18 protein-coding genes and 4 pseudogenes are annotated in these 19,731 nt (G+C 65.0%); 15 read left to right on the top strand and 7 right to left on the bottom strand.

Annotation, left to right across the window (positions count from 1 at the left end; genetic code table 11):
* Positions 1 to 100 precede the first annotated feature (100 nt).
* On the bottom strand, positions 101 to 586 hold the full coding sequence (locus RHA1_RS13160) for a tautomerase family protein (RefSeq protein WP_011595402.1): 486 nt from the start codon (positions 584 to 586) through the stop codon (positions 101 to 103).
* A 338-nt stretch (positions 587 to 924) separates the two neighbouring features.
* Positions 925 to 1,842 carry an alpha/beta hydrolase gene (locus tag RHA1_RS13155; RefSeq protein ID WP_011595401.1) on the bottom strand — a complete coding sequence of 306 codons (918 nt, stop codon included), beginning with the start codon at positions 1,840 to 1,842 and terminating at the stop codon, positions 925 to 927.
* A 534-nt stretch (positions 1,843 to 2,376) separates the two neighbouring features.
* Between RHA1_RS13155 and RHA1_RS49375 the strand changes: the two are divergent.
* Positions 2,377 to 2,555, top strand: a pseudogene (locus RHA1_RS49375) (IS701 family transposase); the annotation flags it as partial.
* 231 nt (positions 2,556 to 2,786) lie between these two features.
* On the opposite strand, the gene RHA1_RS51755 reads toward RHA1_RS49375, so the two are convergent.
* A complete protein-coding gene (locus tag RHA1_RS51755) occupies positions 2,787 to 2,966 on the bottom strand; it encodes a hypothetical protein (RefSeq protein WP_041811401.1) in 180 nt (59 codons plus the stop codon).
* Positions 2,967 to 3,129: 163 nt separating this feature from the next.
* On the opposite strand from RHA1_RS51755, the gene RHA1_RS50435 reads away from it, so the two are divergent.
* A complete protein-coding gene (locus RHA1_RS50435; RefSeq protein ID WP_167540933.1) occupies positions 3,130 to 3,303 on the top strand; it encodes a hypothetical protein in 174 nt (57 codons plus the stop codon).
* 54 nt (positions 3,304 to 3,357) lie between these two features.
* Here RHA1_RS50435 and RHA1_RS13140 read toward each other — a convergent pair.
* Positions 3,358 to 3,632, bottom strand: a pseudogene (locus RHA1_RS13140) (nitronate monooxygenase); the annotation flags it as partial.
* 494 nt (positions 3,633 to 4,126) lie between these two features.
* On the opposite strand from RHA1_RS13140, the gene RHA1_RS13135 reads away from it, so the two are divergent.
* The 8 genes and pseudogenes from RHA1_RS13135 to RHA1_RS13110 all read left to right on the top strand — a co-directional run bounded on the left by RHA1_RS13135 (position 4,127) and on the right by RHA1_RS13110 (position 11,100).
* Positions 4,127 to 4,945, top strand: a complete 819-nt coding sequence (locus RHA1_RS13135) for an SDR family oxidoreductase (protein WP_011595398.1) — start codon at positions 4,127 to 4,129, stop codon at positions 4,943 to 4,945.
* Positions 4,942 to 5,754: an enoyl-CoA hydratase-related protein gene (locus RHA1_RS13130; protein ID WP_011595397.1), complete on the top strand. Its 813-nt coding sequence runs from the start codon at positions 4,942 to 4,944 to the stop codon at positions 5,752 to 5,754. Before RHA1_RS13135 ends, RHA1_RS13130 begins: the two co-directional genes overlap by 4 nt.
* Positions 5,732 to 6,985, top strand: coding sequence for an acyl-CoA dehydrogenase family protein (locus RHA1_RS13125; RefSeq protein ID WP_011595396.1), 1,254 nt, complete (start codon positions 5,732 to 5,734; stop codon positions 6,983 to 6,985). Before RHA1_RS13130 ends, RHA1_RS13125 begins: the two co-directional genes overlap by 23 nt.
* A gap of 1 nt (position 6,986) precedes the next feature.
* A complete protein-coding gene (locus tag RHA1_RS13120) occupies positions 6,987 to 7,769 on the top strand; it encodes an SDR family oxidoreductase (protein ID WP_011595395.1) in 783 nt (260 codons plus the stop codon).
* Positions 7,762 to 8,796, top strand: coding sequence for a phosphotransferase family protein (locus RHA1_RS13115; protein ID WP_011595394.1), 1,035 nt, complete (start codon positions 7,762 to 7,764; stop codon positions 8,794 to 8,796). Before RHA1_RS13120 ends, RHA1_RS13115 begins: the two co-directional genes overlap by 8 nt.
* Before the next feature lie 2 nt (positions 8,797 to 8,798).
* Positions 8,799 to 8,933, top strand: a pseudogene (locus RHA1_RS51750) (IS3 family transposase); the annotation flags it as partial.
* A gap of 263 nt (positions 8,934 to 9,196) precedes the next feature.
* Positions 9,197 to 9,358, top strand: a pseudogene (locus RHA1_RS53560) (MFS transporter); the annotation flags it as partial.
* Between the two features lie 383 nt (positions 9,359 to 9,741).
* The gene (locus tag RHA1_RS13110) at positions 9,742 to 11,100 is read left to right on the top strand and encodes an MFS transporter (RefSeq protein WP_081437428.1); all 1,359 of its coding nucleotides are present in this window, start codon (positions 9,742 to 9,744) and stop codon (positions 11,098 to 11,100) included.
* 635 nt (positions 11,101 to 11,735) lie between these two features.
* Here RHA1_RS13110 and RHA1_RS13105 read toward each other — a convergent pair.
* The gene (locus RHA1_RS13105) at positions 11,736 to 12,386 is read right to left on the bottom strand and encodes a TetR/AcrR family transcriptional regulator (protein ID WP_011595391.1); all 651 of its coding nucleotides are present in this window, start codon (positions 12,384 to 12,386) and stop codon (positions 11,736 to 11,738) included.
* A 478-nt stretch (positions 12,387 to 12,864) separates the two neighbouring features.
* Here RHA1_RS13105 and RHA1_RS50430 point away from each other — a divergent pair, with 478 nt between their 5' ends.
* Positions 12,865 to 13,005, top strand: coding sequence for a hypothetical protein (locus tag RHA1_RS50430; protein WP_167540931.1), 141 nt, complete (start codon positions 12,865 to 12,867; stop codon positions 13,003 to 13,005).
* Between the two features lie 299 nt (positions 13,006 to 13,304).
* Here RHA1_RS50430 and RHA1_RS13100 read toward each other — a convergent pair whose 3' ends face one another.
* Together RHA1_RS13100 and RHA1_RS13095 are read right to left on the bottom strand one after the other, a co-directional pair.
* Positions 13,305 to 14,213 (bottom strand): crotonase/enoyl-CoA hydratase family protein, encoded by a 909-nt coding sequence (locus RHA1_RS13100; RefSeq protein WP_011595388.1) that lies wholly within the window; start codon positions 14,211 to 14,213, stop codon positions 13,305 to 13,307.
* A gap of 2 nt (positions 14,214 to 14,215) precedes the next feature.
* The gene (locus RHA1_RS13095; RefSeq protein ID WP_011595387.1) at positions 14,216 to 15,220 is read right to left on the bottom strand and encodes an NAD(P)H-dependent flavin oxidoreductase; all 1,005 of its coding nucleotides are present in this window, start codon (positions 15,218 to 15,220) and stop codon (positions 14,216 to 14,218) included.
* 418 nt (positions 15,221 to 15,638) lie between these two features.
* Here RHA1_RS13095 and RHA1_RS13090 point away from each other — a divergent pair, with 418 nt between their 5' ends.
* From RHA1_RS13090 to RHA1_RS13080, 4 genes are read left to right on the top strand one after another with little or no spacing between them, the layout of a single operon-like run.
* Positions 15,639 to 16,565 (top strand): MBL fold metallo-hydrolase, encoded by a 927-nt coding sequence (locus RHA1_RS13090; protein WP_011595386.1) that lies wholly within the window; start codon positions 15,639 to 15,641, stop codon positions 16,563 to 16,565.
* 53 nt (positions 16,566 to 16,618) lie between these two features.
* Positions 16,619 to 16,984 carry an AMP-binding enzyme gene (locus RHA1_RS53555; RefSeq protein ID WP_011595385.1) on the top strand — a complete coding sequence of 122 codons (366 nt, stop codon included), beginning with the start codon at positions 16,619 to 16,621 and terminating at the stop codon, positions 16,982 to 16,984.
* 52 nt (positions 16,985 to 17,036) lie between these two features.
* Positions 17,037 to 18,149, top strand: coding sequence for an alcohol dehydrogenase catalytic domain-containing protein (locus RHA1_RS13085; protein WP_011595384.1), 1,113 nt, complete (start codon positions 17,037 to 17,039; stop codon positions 18,147 to 18,149).
* Positions 18,139 to 19,635 (top strand): NAD-dependent succinate-semialdehyde dehydrogenase, encoded by a 1,497-nt coding sequence (locus tag RHA1_RS13080; RefSeq protein ID WP_011595383.1) that lies wholly within the window; start codon positions 18,139 to 18,141, stop codon positions 19,633 to 19,635. The genes RHA1_RS13085 and RHA1_RS13080 overlap by 11 nt, the downstream gene beginning before the upstream one ends.
* Positions 19,636 to 19,731 lie beyond the last annotated feature (96 nt).

Below are 19,731 nucleotides of genomic sequence, written 5' to 3'. Positions count from 1 at the left end.
TCTGCAGTTGCTCGAACGGGCCGACGGCCCGGGTCGGTGGGGGCACAGAGACCCGGGCCGGGATCACGGAGCGTTGGTCAGACTGTGGGTCGCTAGGTATTCAGCCCCTGGGATCGACCAACCCCACGATCTGGCCATCCGCGTTAAGACCGACCGTTTCGGTCCAGTCGTACGGGGATGATTTGTTGTCCTTCATCCACCGCTTCTCCGCCGGTGAGCGGAACGGCGGCGGGGTGAGCCCGTCGACCCTCCACAGCTCGGCCGGCATCTCCCCGATGCTCATTTCCCAATCGTGTCCCCGGCCGTCGAGCCAAGGCCGGATGGTCTCGGTCAGCATGTCCATGATGAACTCCTGCATCACCTTGCCGTCTATCGCTCGTGCGATGTGTTCCACCTGGAGGCGAACAAAGTTGTCGACGGCCTCGCCACCCCTGAACGCGTTCCTTTTCTCCACCTCGTAGAAGAACACGTCGCAGTAGAAGGCCGGCATTTCTGCCGCGTAGCGAGCTGTGATGGCCTTCGCGAAGTCCTCCTTGTCCTGGTCGGTGTAGGCCCCAACAGGGTGGTGGATTCTCCAGAACGGCATGACTATTTCTCCTTTTTCGTCGTGAGCCGAGTGCTCACACTTTCGATGACCACGCCCGGATCGGACGAGGCGTGTTGATTCGGGATGCGGACTGCAATCACCGCGAGATCGCAAGAAGCGGGGCATCTTGTCGAGGGCCTCATGCACCGATGTAGTTGCCGTCGCGGCGCTTGGGTTGTTTCCTACCGCCACAGCACCTCCGCGACGAGCGGAACGGCGGCGGGGAGAACCCGTTGATCTTCCGGATCGGCCGGCAACTCGCTGATGATCATTTCCCAGCCGTAGTCCCGCTCCGTACCCGCTTATTGCCAGGACCGCAGCGGGGTAGACCCCGGATGTCAGACCGATGCCGGGGCGACCTTCTGTGCCAGGTGCTCAAGAAACCAGTCGCGTGCCGCGCCCGAGGAGAGCTCGAAGGGGTGACCGGTGTATGCGTCGAAGTGGCCGCCGGGGATCGAGACGAGACGTTTGGGTTCTGCCGCGGTCTCGAACGCCTCCTTGGCCCACTCCGCCGGCGTCACAACGTTGTCGTCCTCGGCAACCACCATCAGCAGCGGGGTAGGAGCGACGAACTTGAGAAACTGGCCCGGCTCGTAATTCAGCTCCAACGAGCGCATCGTCACCTCGTTGCGCCACGCGGTCCCCTCGTAAGCCGAGAAGAACTCGTAGGCATCGGGCGTCGGCAGGGCTGCCGGCTGCGTCGGGTCCGCGGTGACCACCGGAATCATCGCCGGTGCCTCTCCTCGGGCTCGCGCAAGCCGATCGGCGGCCTGCCCGTCCCATGCCGCCTGCCAGAACTCCTCGGGCACACCCGCCTCGAATGCGCGCCGCATCGAGACACCAGGCACCTGACCGCACACGGCCTTCACGCGGCGATCGATCGCCGCGACCACGAACGCGTTCCCGCCCGAGTAGCTCGAACCCCACACCCCGATCCGCGAGGCGTCGACCTCGGGCCGGCCCTGCGCGTAGGTGATCGCGTGCTGGCAGTCGTGGATCTGGTCCCACGGGTCGATCTCCTGTCGGGGCTTGCCCGGCGCCGTGTCCGAGGCACCGAACCCCCGGTGGTCGTAGACCACGCAAGCGAACCCCGCGGCGGTAAACACCTCGGCGAAGGGTTCGAGACCCATCTCCTTGGTACACGAAAACCCGTGCGTCAAGATGATGCACGGCAGCTCACCGGACGCGTCGTCAGGTTTGTAGAACCAGCCGCGCAGCGTCACTCCCTCAGCGTCGAACTCGATATCTTCACGCATCGGCTTCTCCATTCCAGTAGGTGTCTTGTGGATTGCCTGTTCAGGCAGGCGCCACGATCAGTTCTTCGGCGCTGTTCGACGAGCTCCGGTTCTCCTCGAACCAGCGAGGCCTCGACGGCCGACTCCGGCGGCGGGCCAATAATTCAAATGGTTCCTTCAACGGTGTAGGCGTTCTACGGGGTGAACAGCTGCCACAGCGGCATTGGTGTGCTGCTTCTATCTGACGGGCGTAAAAGTGTGCAAAACCACATTGCGTACTGGGCTCGAGCATGCCCGCTGGGCCTGCTGCGGCACACGCGGGTATATACCTACGTAGGTACCTGTTGAGGGGCCCATCGTCGCCACGGCCGCGACGCGGTGGCGGTGCTGCCGCGCTGGAGCAACGGGTCATGGTCCGCCGAGAACGACGACGGGAACGGGTGCGGCGGCTCGGTCTTTGGTACTGCAACGACAGTTTGTGACCGAGACCGTTGTGGTAATTGATCCAATGGGCAGTCAGAGGTGCTGGAGTGGTCAGCGGGGTTCACCGCGTTCTGGGCGATCGAGGAGTGCTTCCGAACCACCAAGAACGAGACCGGACTCGACCACTCCAGGTGCGTGCGTACTCGGCCTGGTACCGGCACATCACTTTGTCGATGACTGCGGCTGCCTTCCTGACGATCCTGCGCCGCGGCGCTCAAAAGGGGGATCTCCAGTCGGCGCCCGAGATCTAATACCTCTGATAGTCAACGAGATCCGGCGATTGTTTGGGCCGTGTCGCCCCTCCGGTCGAACACGCCCTCGTGCATGTCTGGCACCGATCGAACTGGCGCCGCGCCAGCCAGGCCGGAGCGCGCGCCAGCCACTCCAAACATCGACATCGCAAACTGTCGTTGCAGTATTACGTGCGTGCGCTCGTCGCGCCCCAATGCCGGTGCCATTTCAGCGGGCGGTCACGCGAGCAGCTAGTAGGACTTTGTTGCGCTGTCCATCGCGGCGAGGACCGTAGTGGTATCAGCGAACTGCAAGAGGAGTACGGGATCCGCAGCCTGAATACCGTGCGCGCCGCGCAGCAGCGTGTCGCCGAGGAAGGACTGCTCGAAGCCCGCCAAGGAGTCGGCGCCTTCGTCGTGGCACCGAATCACTGACGGCACTCGACGTGCACGGAGAACTGGCACAAATCCGGGATCGACTCTCGAGTGGGCCGAAACGGCAGACCGACTCCGGCGGAAGGTCGATGACGCCCTGTGGGCTCCGGCGAGCCGGGCCACGACGTCCTCGACCGAAATCCACTCTGAAAGGACCGCAATGGTATTGCTGACACTGCACACCGACCGACTCGACCGACTCACCCCCAGCCAAGTCAGCGACGGCTACTATCTCGCCGGACATTGGCTTCTGCAGAAGGCCGTCGACGCAGAGATGATCACCTGGGACTGCGGTGTGGGGGCACCTGATGCTCGGGGTCGAACCCGAGAATAAAGACGACCTACGTCCCCGCGAACTCGTGATCAGTTACATGGTCTCGAAGGACGGGTCGACGATCACCTCGCGGTACTCGTCGTAGGGCACGGGGGTGAGCGTCGGGAGGATCGTGAGGTTGACGCCGAACGGGCGGTCGGTCATGGTTCGGCAGCGCGCGATCTCCTTGGCCAGCGCCTTGGGAGTCGGTTGGGTCGGCGCCGTGAGGAACCCGAGGGCTCCCGCGTTGGCCGCCGCCGCGATCAGGTCGGCGGTGCCGACGGCGGTCATTCCACCGCACACGATGGGTGCTCGATCCCGAACTCCTCGGTGAACCGTGTCGAGAGCATGGCGTCCTTTCATTCGTGCCTGAGCCCGGCCGGGCCGTGCGTCCTCACTCCAACCACCCCACGGCCGACCCGGCAGGGGGCGCTCCGACGACCCGATCCGCCACGAGGCGGATTGTCAGGAACTGTCGACGGGACGAGATGAATCCGTCTTGGCGGTCACAGGAAGTCAGGCATCGATCGGCGCGTCCCTGCGCTGCGTCGGTCATGCGATGTGGTGCAGGCTCCACGAGGAACCGGTGTATCGATCTGCTGGGCCCGGGCGACCGGTGGTGTGGACCGCCTCGCAGCGCGACTTCGAACGGACAGGAGCCTCGACGGTGCCGGCTGCCTGTACGAGACGCGCCTGCCCCTTCCATTATCGTCATTCACCGCTACGATAGAGAGCGATAACTATCGCGCAAATATTGCGGCCTTTGCACTTGAACTTGACGCCAGATTCGGACTATACGAAAAGGGACGCGAGTCACAGTGCACGGCGAAGGAGAGGGAGCCTCGTGAAGGTTGCACGGAAGGTCGCCATCGTGACCGGCGGTGGAAACGGGATCGGCGGAGCGATCGCCGAACGTCTCGCCGAACGGGGTGCGCGGGTACTTGTGGCCGATCTCGACCCGAAAGCAGCCACCGCGGTTGCGGACCGCATCAATGAACGGCACCCCGGATCGGCTCTCGCGGAAGGTGCGGATATCGCAGACTCCGAGCAGATTCGGCGCGTCATCGAGCGGGCAGAGACCGAATTGGGTCCGGTGGACCTGTACTTCGCCAACGCCGGGATCGGGGGAGCGCCGGGCCTCGATGCCGACGACACCGCCTGGGATCGAGCCTTTGACGTCAACGTCCGCGCCCACATCCGCGCCGCCCAGCAGTTGGTGCCCATGTGGATCGAGCGCGGTGAGGGTTACTTCGTCACGACGGCGTCTGCAGCGGGCTTACTCACACAGATCGGCTCCGCCACCTATGCAGTCACCAAGCACGCGGCTGTCGCATTCGCCGAATGGCTGTCGGTGACGTACGGAGACCGAGGAATCCGGGTGAGCTGCCTCTGTCCGATGGGAGTGGAGACGAAGTTGATGCGCTCGGGTGAAGACTCGGGGGATCCGCTCGGTGTTGCGGCCACACGGGCCGTGATCTCTGCGGGGGACGTGCTCCAGCCGGCGGAGGTCGCCGACATTGTGCTGGACGCCGTCGAACGGGAAACATTCCTGATCTTGCCCCACGAGCGCGTCCTCACCATGTACCGGCAGAAGAGTTCCGACTACGACCGCTGGCTGCGCGGGATGCGCCGCTACCAGAGCTCACTGCTGGAACACGCATGACGGGTGGGCAACAGGATTTCGTACTCGCCGAGCGTCGCGGACCGGTGCTGGTTCTGACGTTCAACCGGCCGTCGAAACTTAATGCCTGGACGGACGAACTCGAGGATCGTTATTTCGATCTGCTCGACGCAGCCGAAGACGACCCGGACGTGCGTGCTGTCGTCGTGACGGGGGCAGGTCGCGGGTTCTGTGCCGGTGCCGACCTGACGCATCTGCAGGCGGTGGGTGATGCCACCGACCTGCTGGATCGTCGGCCGCGTGACGTCCCGCTGCGGCTGCGCAAGCCGCTCATCGGTGCGGTCAACGGCGTCGCGGCAGGGCTCGGGATGGTCGAGGCGCTCTATTGCGATGTCCGGTTTGCTTCACCGGCTGCGCGTTTCACCACCGCCTTCGCTCAGCGTGGGCTGATCGCCGAATACGGCATCTCCTGGCTGCTGCCACGGTTGGTCGGACGAAGCCGCGCGGCGGATCTGCTGCTGTCGAGTCGGATGGTCGACGCAGAGGAAGCGCTTCGGATCGGACTCGTCGATCACCTGATCGTCGATGGAAACGTGCTCGCCGCGGCGGTGTCGTACGCCCAGCAGCTGGCCATGCAGTGCTCACCGACCTCGATGGCCGTGATCAAACAACTACAGACCGACGCGGACGGCACCTACGCCGACTCCGTGTCCCGCGCGGAAGGTCTGATGTTCGACTCTTTCCGACGCGAAGACCTCGTTGAGGGTGTACAGAGCCACCTCGACAAGCGCACACCCACATTTCCCTCCCTACCTACAAGGAGTTCCCGTGTCCCTGTTCGACATTTCTGACCGCGCGAAGAAGTACCAGGCCGATCTGCTGGAGTTCATGGACTCCCACGTGTATCCCGCGGAGGCGGTGTACGAAGAGCAGATGCGCGAATCGGGCGATCCGCACTTCCAGCCGCCGATCCTCGAGGAGTTGAAGGCGGAGGCGCGTAGCCGCGGGTTGTGGAACCTCTTCCACCCCCATCCCGACTCCGGGCCAGGGCTGACGAACCTCGAGTACGCCCCGTTGGCGGAGATCATGGGCCGCAGCCACATCGCCCCGGAGGCGTGTAACTGCAACGCACCCGACACCGGGAACATGGAAGTGCTCGAACTCTTCGGCACCGAGGAGCACAAGGAGAAGTACCTCAAGCCGCTGCTCGACGGGGCGATGGCCTCGGCATTCGCGATGACCGAGCCGGCGGTGGCAAGTTCCGACGCCACCAACGTCGAACTCTCGATGGTCCGCGACGGCGACGAGTATGTGCTCAACGGCCGAAAGTGGTTCGCGTCAAATGCGTTACACCGCAACTGCAAGGTGCTGATCGTGATGGGCAAGACCGATCCGTCGGCGGCGCCGCACCGGCAGCAGTCGATGATGGTCGTCCCCATAGATGCACCCGGTGTCACGGTGATGCGGGGACTTCCGGTGTTCGGATACCAGGACCGAGAGGGCCACGCGGAGATCGACTTCGCCGACGTGAGGGTTCCGGCCAAGGATGTGCTCAAGGGTGAGGGCGAGGGATTCGCGATCTCCCAGGCGCGCCTGGGGCCGGGCCGGATCCACCACTGCATGCGATCGATCGGGATGGCCGAGCGGGCGCTCGAGCTGATGTGCCGGCGGGCGTCGTCGCGGGTGACGTTCGGGAAACCGGTCAGCGAGAACGCGAACATCCAGGATTGGATCGCCGAGGCCCGGATCGAGATCGAGATGATCCGATTGCTCACGTTCAAGGCGGCTCACCTCATGGACACGGTCGGGAACAAGGAGGCGCGCACCGAGATCGCGGCGATCAAGGTGGTGGGGCCGAACGTTGCGTTGAAGATCATCGATCGGGCGATCCAGGTGCACGGCGGCGCCGGTGTCACCGACGACTTCCCGCTCGCCATGGCCTGGGCGCACCAGCGCACACTGCGACTGGCGGACGGCCCCGACGAGGTGCACAAGCGGTCCATCGCGCGCCAGGAACTCCGGCGGTACCGCGATTCGGCGCCGGCGTCCTCGACCAACGGCCACAAGGTTGCGGTGAGCTGAGATGACCGGACTCGACCTCACCGGACGCACCGCCATTGTTGCCGGCGCCTCGCGGGGCATCGGCCTCGCGGCCGCCCAGGCCATCGCCGCCGCCGGCGCCAACGTGGTACTCACCTCTCGGTCGCAGGACTCGGCGGACGCCGCCGCAGCACAGGTCGGGGGCACCGCGATCGGCGTTGCCGCCCATGCCGTCGACGAGGACGCGGCCCGGCGGTGCATCGATCTGACTCTCGAGCGGTTCGGCAGTGTGGACATCCTCGTCAACAACGCGGGAACGAACCGTGCGTACGGTCCGATCATCGACCAGGACCACGAGCGCTTTACCAAGACCTTCGATATAAACGTGTGGGCTCCGGTGCTGTGGACGGGGCTCGCCACAAAGGCGTGGATGGGTGAGCACGGCGGCGCCGTCGTCAACACCGCCTCCATCGGTGGGATGGCGGCCGAGGCGAACATCGGCGTGTACAACGCGTCGAAGGCGGCGCTCATTCACCTCACGAAACAACTGGCACTGGAACTTTCACCGAAGGTGCGGGTCAACGCCGTCGCCCCCGGCGTGGTGCGGACCAAGCTCGCCGAGGCACTGTGGAAGGAACACGAGTCGGCGGTGTCCGCCTCAACGGCCCTCGGGCGGATCGGTGAACCCGAGGACATCGGCTCGGCTGTCGCGTTCCTCGTCTCCGACGCAGCCAGCTGGGTCACCGGCGAAACTCTGGTCATCGATGGCGGGCAGGTGCTCGGTGACGTTCTCCCGTTCCGGCAGGAGGTCCAGCTCGGTGTCTAGCGTGGGTATCGTCGGAATCGACACCGCCGCCGTGGCCCGATGGTTGCACACCACGGGCGTCGATTACACGGGCACAATGACTTTCGACCGGATCGGTCTCGGTCAGTCGAACCTCACCTACCTCGTTCGCGACAGCGTCGGTGGGCGGTGGGTGCTGCGGCGCCCACCGCTGGGGCACCTTCTCGCGTCGGCACACGACGTGGCCCGTGAGGCCCGAATACTCTCCGCACTGCAGGACACCGCGGTGCCGACCCCGCGGGTGTTCGGCTTCACCGAAGACCAGGCGGTCACCGACGTGCCGCTGCTGCTGATGGAGTTCGTCGAGGGGCAGGTGGTCGACCGGATGTCGGAGGCGCAGGCGCTGACACCCGAGCGACGGCGGGCGATCGGCCTGTCCCTACCCCGCACGCTCGCGAAGATTCATGCGGTCGACCTCGAGCAGACGGGGCTGATCGATCTGGCCAGCCACAAGCCGTATGCGCAGCGTCAACTCAAACGGTGGGCGGGGCAGTGGGAGCAATCGAAGACCCGCGAGTTGCCCGCCCTCGATGATCTGACGCGTCGGCTCGTCGAGTCTGTGCCCGAACAACACGAACTGACATTGGTGCACGGGGACTTTCATCTCCGCAACGTCATCACGTCCACTGACACCGGCGACGTCACCGCGGCACTCGACTGGGAATTGTGCACCCTGGGCGATCCACTCGCCGATCTCGGCAGTCTGCTCGCCTACTGGCCCGAGCCCGGCGAGACGTTCGGTGGTGAATTCCCGGCTTCGACGCTCGACGGCTTTCCCGACCGAGCCGAGATCGCCCAGGTGTATTTCGACGAGACCGGGCGCGATTTGAAAGACCTCGGGTTCTGGCATGCGCTCGGAATGTGGAAGGTCGCGGTCATCGCCGAGGGTGTCATGCGTCGGGCGCGAGATGAACCGCAGAACAAAGCAGCAGCAGGAACGCCGACGGTGGAGCGTATCGACGCGCTCGTGGAAAAGGCGTGCGACATAGCAGCCCGAGCCGGAATCTGACTCGGGTTCTGGGCTGGTGAGTGATGACTACCAAGACCACGCCGTGGGTCAGCGGCGTTCTCGGACAAGCACTGTGCACCTGCAGGAGAACAGATTTCCGGTTCACCTCAACAGGTTCGAGGTATCACTCGGATGCTAGCCGCCGAGGTTGAGTGGGAGACCGCCGAATGGAGTCGGTCCGCTGTTCAACACGGACCGACTCCATTCGTCAATCGACCAATTCCCACCGAACGACTACGACACGCACTACCGTGAACAGCCCCACCGCCGCCTCGATCCTCGAGATCGCCTGAACGAAGTCTCCAATTACGTCAGGGCGGATCAATCCGCGTATCGGACATTCAGGGCGATCACAGCTATGCACACATGTTCAGTCGCCACCGCAGAGTGAGAGAGACCAATGACGAACCGGCACGACATACCTAAAACGGACGAAGTAGCGAAAAGAGGAAAAATACGCGGCCTGATTGCCGCGTCCACGGGAACAATCGTCGAGTACTACGACTTCACCGTGTACGCCTATCTTGCAGTGGTAGTGGCTCCGTTGTTTTTCCCCTCCGCTCTGGTCGGGAATGTAGTTGCGGGTCAGTAGATGATTCGATCTCGTGCTGACCACAGATTTTCCGCGAGCGAGTTGTCGAGCCTGTCTCCGACGCTGCCGATGGACGGGGCGATGCCGGCGTCCACGAGCATCTGTGTGAACCGCAGCGCCCTGTGGCGGTCCCTCGAGGTGGCGTGCCACCGGGCTCGCACGACAGCGATACGTTCGACTTCCTGGCCTTCGCCTTCTCATCGCAGCAGGTCTTGATGAGCGGAAGAAGATGCATGTGCTAACTAGTTGATGTGAAATGGTCGTGATTGATGTCCGCGAACGTACTAGCTCCGCCTGTCACCGGTAGTACCGGTAGCCCTGTTCTAATCACCGCGACGCTCGCCGGATGCGGGGTGATCTGCTCGTTCATGCAGACGCTCATGATCCCACTCGTCCCCGAACTTCCGCGGTTGCTCTCGACGAGCCCTTCCAATGCGTCGTGGATCGTTACCACCACGCTCCTGGCGGGCGCCGTCTTCACCCCGATCTCGGGACGCCTCGGCGACATCTTCGGTAAGAAGAGGGTGGCGCTCGTCCTGCTCGGCGCGATCCTGGTCGGCTCGCTCCTGGCGGCAGTGACTACCACCCTTATCCCGATGGTCGTGGGTCGAGCCTTCCAGGGTGCCGGCCTGGGCATGATCCCGCTGGGAATCGGCATGCTGCGCGATACCATCCCGCCCGAGCGACTGGGCCGGTCCGTTGCGTTGATGAGCTCCACACTGGGAGTGGGTGCGGCCGTGGGAATGCCGCTGTCGGCGTTCGCTACACAGCATTACAACTGGCACATGTTGTTCTGGATGTCGGGTGCGCTCAGCGTCCTCGGTGCGGGGGCGCTGTGGGTGATCGTGCCGGCGGGTCCACGGCATCTGGACATGCGCTTCGACATTGCGGGGGCGCTCGGATTGGCCGTCGGGCTCACGGGACTGCTGCTGGCGGTCTCCAAGGGCAGTGATTGGGGCTGGGCCGCCGCGCCGACCCTCGTCTGCGCCGTGGGAGGACTACTCGTGCTGGTGGTCTGGGGGTGCTACCAATGGCGCTCACATAGTCCGCTCGTCGATCTACGCGTCAGCATCCGTCGTCCGGTGCTGCTGACGAACCTCGCGTCGGTCGCTGTTGGTTTCGGTCTGTTCGCGTCGTCGGTGGTGCTGCCGCAACTGCTCGAGATGCCCGCCGTCACCGGGGTCGGGTTGGGGCAGTCGATGGTGGTGGCGAGCTTGTGCATGGTCCCGACCGGTCTGATCATGATGGCCGTCTCGCCGCTCGCCGCACGGGTCTCCGCCGCCCGTGGGCCCCGCACCAGTCTGATCATCGGCGCTGCGACGATCGCGGCCGGATATGGTGTGGCACTGGTGTTGATGACGCAGGTGTGGCACATCGTGCTCGTCGGCTGCTTCATCGGTGTCGGGATCGGTTTCGCGTATGCGGCGCTGCCGACACTGATCATCCATTCGGTTCCAGAGCATGAGACTGGTGCCGCCAACGGCTTGAACACCTTGATGCGGTCGATCGGTACCTCCACCGCCAGTGCTGTCGTCGCCGTGCTCCTCGCGCAGAATGTGGTGGCGGTGGGCGGCCACGAGTACACCACCGCAACTGGTTTGCGGCTTGCTTTCGCGGCGGCCGGGCTCGCGGCGTTGGGAGCACTCGCCATCGCCTGGTTCCTGCCGCGGCGCGAAAGGGTATATCCCGACGCAAGCGTCGCAGTCACCTGATAAGTGCACAAAATCTGACAAGTAAGCGGCGAAGTCGCCCGACTCTTGCTGGAATAGCCTGCGATGGGCTGGTGCCGGACTGCGCCGTGTCAACGGCGTATTGCGCGCGGCGAGTGCGTATTCGCGTCCGAGATCAACCCGCGTCACCCCGGTCGTGGGGAACGCCCGAGTTCTCACAACTGCCGAACACGCTACCAAAGACTGTCCGCCCACCACCCGGTGTGGAAGGCGGGAGCGCCGTGGGGCTTGCATTCACCGAGGAGCACGAGGACGTGCATGAGTTCGTACATTCCTCCTAGGCCAGCACGCAGGCGCCAACCAACTCCACACACTCCCGAGGCATACCCATTCGACGCGAACGCGTGGTTGACGATGGGCGGACAACTGTGGATCCAAGGCCTAGTGGTGTTGGAGGGTCCGGAACGAACGCGCTCGAGGGCGCGATCGTTGTCCGAGGATGAGGAGCGCTCTACAAGGCTCCGACTCTCCACCTCCTTTTGGACCCGGGTGCTGCGCATGACAGCATCCGGCGTACAGGAGCGGGCAAAACGAGTCGTAACCGTCTCCCGAGCGGGTGCCCGGCGTGCCCCGAAGATCCCGACTTATAGCCGACTGACGTAGGCCCCAGCCGGCTGTCAGCTCTTGTCGGTGGCTTTCCTCCTGGAGGGGTGATGCGCGATGCGCAACCCATTGCACCACAGCCGTGTCGCGGTGTAGACGAGCTCCTCGAAGTCGACCCTTTCGTTGAGCACGAAGGTGGAGAACGCAATCCTGCTCGTCATACCGGAGAGCGCGCGCGAGGCCATCACGGAATCGAGGTCGGGATCGGCAAGACCTCGCTCCTGGAGATCCTTGATCCCAGAAGCGTTGCGTTCGACGAAGACCTGGCTGCGAGCCTGCCGCAACTCCCGGACATTGGGATCGATGTTCGCCACCTGCTCGAGTAGCTGCATGAGCTTCGCGTTGCGGCGGTAACTCTCGAAATAGGCACGATTGCTCGCCTCGATGATCGCGGCCGGGTGATCGACCCCATCGACGTGCTCCATCCGGGGGTGGAGCATCTCGTTCTTCGTCGCTTCCATGACAGCGGCAAAGATCGCCTCCTTATCGTTGAAGTACGTGTAGAAGGTTCCGGTGGAGCAGCTGGCTTCGGCGGTGATGTCGGTCAACCGAGCGGCGAGATAGCCGTCGCGCTCGAAGATGACCCGCGCAGCGTCGACAAGGGCTTGGCGGGTGCGGATGCCCCGGCGTGTCACCGGTGGCCTGCGAGCGGTGTCTTCGGTCACTGAACGTCCTTAGGGCGTTGGGAATCGTCGTCGGGTGAACCATCCGCGAAATTCTGACCGGCTCCGGATAGATCGATGCGGACGTGTGGTGGATGCCGGTTCTCGTGCGGCGCCGTTGGATGTCGCCGATGCCGATGCCGATGCCGATGCCGCCGGGTACGTAACCAGACAAACCCTCGCGTCGATGGCGGTATGACCATCACCTGATCGCACCGTACCCACAAGCCCATCGCGTCGAAAGTAGCCGCCATGCCCACAACCACCACCGTCGACGGGTTGAAGAGCCTCGTCGGCACCACATTGGACCCCAATGACTGGTTCGAGATTGCCTACTGTGCATAGAGCTCACCGATCTGGGAGCATGCTTCGCCGCCACGTTCTCGCGCTTGACCTTCAACGTGGGGCGTGAGTTCGTCGCTCCCGGGCAGCCACTGCTCGTCGACGACTTTGAACTTCCTGATCTGCTCGACAGTGAAAGTTGGCTGTTGGCGAACCCCACACCGCCGCGATCTCGGCGATGGTGGCGGGATCGCTCGCCGACTTCCCGGCGGCGGCGTCGGGATCGAGGGCGATCAACGCAATGTTGTACGGCTTGCCGTCACCGATGCACGCCGCCTGACCGATCAGGGGACTGGAGGACCTCCGACATGGCTGGATGTTCGCGGGGGCATGTTCTTATTGGCAGTTTTGATGACCGTGCTGCTACTTCTGTTCTCGTGGGTCAGTGAGTGTCAGGCTGGCGCGGAGTTGCTCACGTCATCCGAGGTGTCGTGCCGTCGCCATAGGTAGGCATGACACCTCGGATGACGTGGAGAGTCGTGCGGCAAACGTGGAAGGGGCACGAAACCAAAGGCGTTCGCGTCTGCAGGCATCACAGTGACGCGGAGCGAATCTCGCCTTCGAGCGGTCGCGACCGCATCACTTCGGGTGCGCAGGCGCTGAAGCAGAGGCCCGGCCCGCCACCCAGTCGTTGTAGAAGTCGGGCATCTCGGAGGCGCGCCCGTGGAAGTGGGGTTTCCGTTTCTCGAGGAAGGCGGTGACGCCTTCCTTGCCGTCGCCGATGCTGGTCCAGAACATGGCGAGTGAGTCGATTCGGTGGGCCTGGTCGGGGTGGGTCAGGGTGGCGTTGCGTCGTACCATTTGTCGGCTCAGGGCCACGGCGACGGGGGAGCGGTCCCGGGTCCAGGCGTCGGCGATTGCGGCGGCCTGGGTGAGCAGGTCCTCGCCGGGGTGGATTTCGTCGACGAGTCCGACGGCCAGTGCGGTTTCGGCGTCGAGGATGTCGGCGCGCAGGACCAGGTCGAGCGCTGCGGAGGGGCCGACGAGTCGGGGTAGATACCAGGTCGAGCAGGCCTCGGGCACGATGCCGATGCGGCCGAAGACGAGTCCGATTCGGGCGGAGGTGGACATCAGTCGGCGGTCCATTGCCAGTGTCATCGTGGCGCCGATGCCCACGGCTGGGCCGTTGAGGGCGGCGATGACCGGTTTGCGGCAGTCGTGGATGGCGAGTGTGCAGCGTCCGCCGGTGTCGCGGACCGCGGCGATGGCCGGATCGTCGAGGTCGGCCATGTCACTCAGGCCTGGTGTGCGTTGCTCGTCGAGGCCGAACACGTTGCCCTCGCGACTGAGGTCCATGCCGGCGCAGAACGCGCGACCGGCTCCGGTGACGATGACGGCGCGGACGGAGTCGTCGTCGTTGACGGCGCGGAAGGAGTGCTCGAGTTCCTCGGCCATGGTGACGGTGAAGGCGTTGAGGTGTTCGGGTCGGTTCAGGGTGATCGTCAGGATGCCGTCGTTGACGTCGTGCCGGATTGTCTGGAAGTCCATGCTCAGACCGCCTGGGATGCGGTACGGGCGGTTGCCGGGATGGTGTGGCCGAGGCCGGTGATGATGCGGTCGGCCTCGTCGATGATGCCGTCGACGATTTCCTGGCAGCTCTGCACGGAGTCGATCAGGCCCTGGGCTTGGCCGGCCCACCACATGCCGTCGTGCATGTCGCCGTGGGTGAGGACGCGGTCGCGTCCGCGTGCTCCGGAGGCGAGGTCGGCGACGTCGGCGAAGGTGGCGCCGGGTTGTGCGGAGCGGCGGGCGATTTCCTCCGAGATCGTGTTGCGGGCCACTCGTGCGGTGTTGTTGAACTCGCGGAATACCAGTTGGGTCGCGCGTTCGTCGTTGGCGACGATTTGGTCTTTCACGTTTTGGTGGACGGGGGCTTCGGTGGAGGCGACGAAGCGGGTGCCCATGTTGACTGCGGATGCGCCCAGGGCGAGGGCGGCGACCAGGCCGCTGCCGGTGGCGAAGCCGCCGCTGGCGATCAGGGGGATCCGAACCTGGCGGGCGGCTGCGGGGATGAGAACGAGTCCGGGGATGTCGTCGTTGCCTGGGTGGCCGGCGCACTCGAAGCCGTCGATGCTGATTGCGTCGACGCCGATCGCTTCCGCTTTGAGGGCGTGCCGCACGGCCACCGCTTTGTGGATGACTTTGACGCCCGCTTTCTTGAACGCTGCGACATGCTCTGCCGGATTGGACCCGGCCGTCTCGACGATGGTGATGCCGCTGTCGATGATCGCTTCGCGGTACTCGTCGTAGGGCACGGGGGTGAGCGTCGGAAGGATCGTGAGGTTGACGCCGAACGGGCGGTCGGTCATGGTTCGGCAGCGTGCGATCTCCTTGGCCAGGGCTTCCGGAGTCGGTTGGGTGAGTGCCGTGAGGAACCCGAGGGCTCCGGCGTTGGCCACCGGCGCGATCAGGTCGGCGGTGCCGACGGCGGTCATTCCACCGCACACGATGGGGTGCTCGATCCCGAATTCCTCGGTGAACCGTGTCGAAAGCATCCGCGTCCTTTCGTTGGTGACGTGCCCGGCCGGGCCCGTGCGTTTTCGTGTCAAAGAACTGATCAGCCCACCCGGCGGAGGCACACCCGAGCATTCGATGCACCGAGAGGTGCAGTGCGGGAAGGGGTGTGCGAGAAAGACACGCTGGAACCGACCGCCGGTCATGGGAAGTCGCCATTTCCGCTCCCCATGCCTCCGCTGCTCTCATACGATAGAGAGTGATTACTATCAGGTCAAGGATGCGTTCGTTGGGTCCGATGTCGCGGCAATTGACGGTACAAGGCGGTCCTGCTGGATGGGGCAGCCGCGTCATGCTCTTGCCCTGCCGTGTGGTAGAGATTACTCTCTCTAAGTGGCCTCGCCGACCCGACGCCCCCGCGAAGACGCGCTGCCCAACCCGCAACCCTGGAGGTACTCCGTGACCATCGACGCTCACTCACCTAGCGCAGGCTCAGGATCGTCGCCGGCTGCACCGCCGATCCGTGCGACGACCTACGTCGGCCGCTGGCCCCAGATCCCGCATGATTGGCCCGAAATGCCCACCGGGACTTTCTCGCCGACCACCGCCACCATCGTGAGCGGCCCGACCGAGGCAGTTCTCATCGACGCCCAGTACCTCGAGGACGACGTCCGGGATCTCGGGGATCTGATCGAACGCACCGGGAAGACCCTCACCACGATCTACATCACGCATGCGCACGCCGATCACTACCTTGGCATCGGTCCCCTGATGGAGCGGTTCCCGGAGGCGAAGTGTGTCGCGCTGCCCCAGGTCGTCGAGGCCATGAAGGAAAACATGGAGGAACACCGTCAGCAGTGGGCGATGATGTTCGGCGACGCCTGCGTCGTCAGCGATGCGCTCCCCGACCCGATCGAGGGCGACACGCTATACGTCGACGGCTCACCACTGAAGATCATCGAGGTCAAGCAGGCCGACATCCACCCGACCTCGATCGTGCACATCCCGGCGATCGATGCCGTCGTGGCCGGTGACGCCGTCTACAACGAGATCCACCCGATGCTCGGCCTGGCGACGCCCAAGGAGTGGCAGGACTGGCTCGAGACCGTGGAGCTCGTAGAGAAGCTCAACCCTCGGATGATCGTCGCCGGCCACCGCCGGCCGGACGGCGACGATTACGCGGTCGAGACGATGATCGCGCAGACCCGCGCCTACATCCAGGACTTCGCGGCCGCCTACGAGACCGCGAAGGGCGCCGAAGACCTCATCGACGCCATGTCAGCCAAGTACCCGGACCACGGAAATCTTTGGTCGCTGGAGTTCTCCGCCATGAGTGTCATCGCGCTTCGCGACGCGCAGAGCTCCGCAGCCGACCTCGTCCCGTGACGAAATCACGCTCTCCTGACGTACCTGTGGGTGCCTGAACGAGCCACCCTCCGGTGCCCAAACAACCCGCGTCGCTGCAGTGCTCACACAGCCCAGCCGGTGCGCCGATTGCGGTACCGACGGTCCACCACAGCCCATGCGAGAGGGTGGCCGACGCGGCGTCGCGGCGGCCGCGCGACGCGCTCGGAGAGGTTCCCATCGCGTTTATCGTCGCAGCAGATGACAGCGGCATCGATGAGGACGATCTGCGGAGTCGCTGCCCGGCGGCGTTGTCCTACTTCAAAGTCCCCGCTGAATTCATTGCCGTACCAGGGATTCCACGTACCGGCTCGGGAAGATTCAACGCCACCGGCTGCACCGTCCACAATCAGTCGTCGCCGACTAGTCCCGTTGATTCCGCACATCCGCGTTGCCGGTAGAGCGGTCCGCAGCCAGTGCTGTGAGACGCCGCAGAAGGGAAACACACACATTATGAAGATTCGCGGAGCCGTTCTCGAGGCGAGCGGCCGTCCACGGCCGTACGCGGACTCCACACCGATCTCGATCACCGAGCTCGAACTCGATTCGCCGGGACCCGGCGAGGTCCTCGTCCGGATCGAAGCGGCCGGAATTTGCCATTCCGACCTGTCCGTCGTCGACGGCAACCGGCCGCGGCCGATCCCCATGCTGCTCGGCCACGAGGCGGCAGGCCGGATCGAACAGCTCGGCGACGGCGTATCCGGTTTGGTCGTCGGGCAGCGCGTCGTCATGGCCTTCCTGCCGCGCTGCAACAATTGCGCCGAATGCCGAACCGACGGCAAACTGCCCTGCTCCCCAGGCAGCGCAGCGAACAACGCGGGCACCCTCCTCTGCGGCGGTATCCGCCTGCACCGCGACGACACTGACATCAAACATCACCTCGGCGTCTCCGGTTTCGCCACACACGCTGTCGTCGACCAGCATTCGGTCGTACCCGTCGGGGACGACGTTCCACCCGACATCGCCGCCGTACTCGGGTGCGCCGTCCTCACCGGTGGCGGCGCGGTCATCAACGCCGGTCGCCCTACCCCGGGCCAAGCGGTCATGGTCGTCGGGCTCGGCGGTGTCGGCATGGCGGCGCTGATCACCGCGCTATCCCTCGGGGAGGGCGAGGTGATCGGCGTCGACTCGAATCCTGACAAGCTCACCCAGGCAACAAAGTTGGGTGCGTCCGCGACCTACACTCCCCAAGATGTCGCCGAGTTGAACATCCAGGCGCCGATCGTCATCGAGGCGGCAGGGCACCCACGCGCCTTCGAGACCGCCCTCGCCGCCACCGCCCCCGGCGGCACCACCGTCACCGTCGGCCTCCCGGCCCCGGACGCCCGGTCCTCGATCTCGCCGCTCGCTCTGGTGGCCGGCGCGCGGACCATCATCGGCAGCTACCTCGGCTCCGCGGTACCGGCCCGCGACATTCCGGTCTTTGCGCAGCTGTGGCGCGACGGAAAACTCCCGGTCGAGAAGCTGATCTCGTCCCGGATCGCGCTGTCGGACATCAACTCCGCCATGGACCAACTCGCCGACGGCAACGCCATCCGGCAAGTCATCATCTTCGATGAGAAGTGAGGAAGCCTTGACCAGCACCCAGACCTCCCAGCAGGCGCTACTCGAAGCGGTCCCGACCGGACTGTACATCGGCGGGCAGTGGCGTCCGTCCGAGACGGGGAACACCTTCCCCGTGCACGATCCGGCGACCGGCCGAGAACTCGCCGTCGTGGCCGACGCCACCGTCGCCGACGGAGCCACCGCCCTCGACGCCGCGGCCACCGCTCAGAAGGCCTGGTCACGAACAGCTCCCCGCGAACGTGCCGAACTTCTGCGGGCGGCGTTCGACGCCGTCATCGCTCGATCCGACGACTTCGCGATGCTGATGACCCTGGAAATGGGCAAACCGCTCGCCGAGGCGCGCGGCGAAGTGACCTACGGCGCCGAGTTCCTCCGGTGGTTCTCCGAGGAGGCCGTCCGCGTGTCGGGCCGATACTCGGCAGCACCCGACGGGAAGACCAGACTGCTGGTCCACAAGCGTCCCGTGGGCCCCTGCCTGTTCATCACCCCGTGGAACTTCCCGCTGGCCATGGCGACCCGCAAGATCGCCCCCGCGATCGCCGCCGGCTGCACCATGGTCGTCAAGCCCGCCACGCTCACGCCCCTGACCACCCTGCTGTTCGCGCAGGTCCTCGAAGAGGTCGGGCTGCCGGCCGGCGTGCTCAATGTCATCCCCACCTCGCGCGCCGGAGCGGTCACCGGCCCGCTCATCGCCGACCCCCGGCTGCGGAAGCTCTCGTTCACCGGATCGACCGAAGTCGGCCGGCGGCTGCTCGCGGACTCGGCGGAGCAGGTGCTGCGGACCTCCATGGAACTTGGCGGCAACGCGCCCTTTCTCGTGTTCGCCGATGCCGACATCGACGCAGCAGTCGACGGCGCCGTGATCGCCAAACTCCGGAACATGGGGGAAGCCTGCACGGCGGCGAATCGGTTCATCGTGCACGAGTCCGTCGCGGACGAGTTCGCGACCAAGCTCGCCGGCAAGATGGCGCGCCTGGTCGTCGGACCCGGTATCGACGCGGACTCCCAACTCGGCCCACTGATCGACGAGGAGTCCCGGGCCAAGGTTCACGACCTGGTCCAGGACGCCGTCGCACACGGCGCCGCGATCGTCACCGGCGGTCGACCGGTGCCGGGCGATGGCTACTTCTATTCCCCGACGGTGCTGACCGGCGTCACCACCGATGCGCGCATCCTCCGCGAAGAGGTCTTCGGACCCGTGGCCCCGATCATGACCTTCCAGGACGAGGAGCACGCCATCCAGGTCGCCAACGACACCGAATACGGACTCGTCGCCTACGTCTACACCCGCGATACCGCGCGCACCCTCCGCATGAGCGAGGAACTCGAATCCGGGATGCTGGGAATCAACGTCGGCGTCGTGTCCAACCCGGCCGCACCCTTCGGCGGGGTCAAGCAGTCGGGTCTCGGCCGCGAGGGCGGCTTCGAAGGAATCGACGAATACCTCGACATCCGGTACGTCGGGCTCGCAGACCCCTATGCCTGACCAGGCGCGACATCGGAAGCCGGTCGCCGCCACCGAACGAGTCGACCGCATGGTCGCGCTCGTGGCGAAGGCGTGCGACGTAGCAGCCCGAGCCGG

It is taken from the genome of Rhodococcus jostii RHA1 (genome assembly GCF_000014565.1).
Lineage (GTDB): Bacteria > Actinomycetota > Actinomycetes > Mycobacteriales > Mycobacteriaceae > Rhodococcus_F > Rhodococcus_F jostii_A.
Note: the sequence above shows the minus strand (reverse complement) of the source record. Positions and strands in the feature narration are given on the sequence as shown.

Coding starts and splice junctions, on each gene's coding strand:
- RHA1_RS13160 (WP_011595402.1), bottom strand. CDS start 586: ATGCCGTTCTGGAGAATCCACCACCCTGTTGGGGCCTACACCGACCAG.
- RHA1_RS13155 (WP_011595401.1), bottom strand. CDS start 1,842: ATGCGTGAAGATATCGAGTTCGACGCTGAGGGAGTGACGCTGCGCGGC.
- RHA1_RS50435 (WP_167540933.1), top strand. CDS start 3,130: ATGGTATTGCTGACACTGCACACCGACCGACTCGACCGACTCACCCCC.
- RHA1_RS13130 (WP_011595397.1), top strand. CDS start 4,942: ATGACGGGTGGGCAACAGGATTTCGTACTCGCCGAGCGTCGCGGACCG.
- RHA1_RS13120 (WP_011595395.1), top strand. CDS start 6,987: ATGACCGGACTCGACCTCACCGGACGCACCGCCATTGTTGCCGGCGCC.
- RHA1_RS13100 (WP_011595388.1), bottom strand. CDS start 14,213: ATGGACTTCCAGACAATCCGGCACGACGTCAACGACGGCATCCTGACG.
- RHA1_RS13095 (WP_011595387.1), bottom strand. CDS start 15,220: ATGCTTTCGACACGGTTCACCGAGGAATTCGGGATCGAGCACCCCATC.
- RHA1_RS13085 (WP_011595384.1), top strand. CDS start 17,037: ATGAAGATTCGCGGAGCCGTTCTCGAGGCGAGCGGCCGTCCACGGCCG.
- RHA1_RS13080 (WP_011595383.1), top strand. CDS start 18,139: ATGAGAAGTGAGGAAGCCTTGACCAGCACCCAGACCTCCCAGCAGGCG.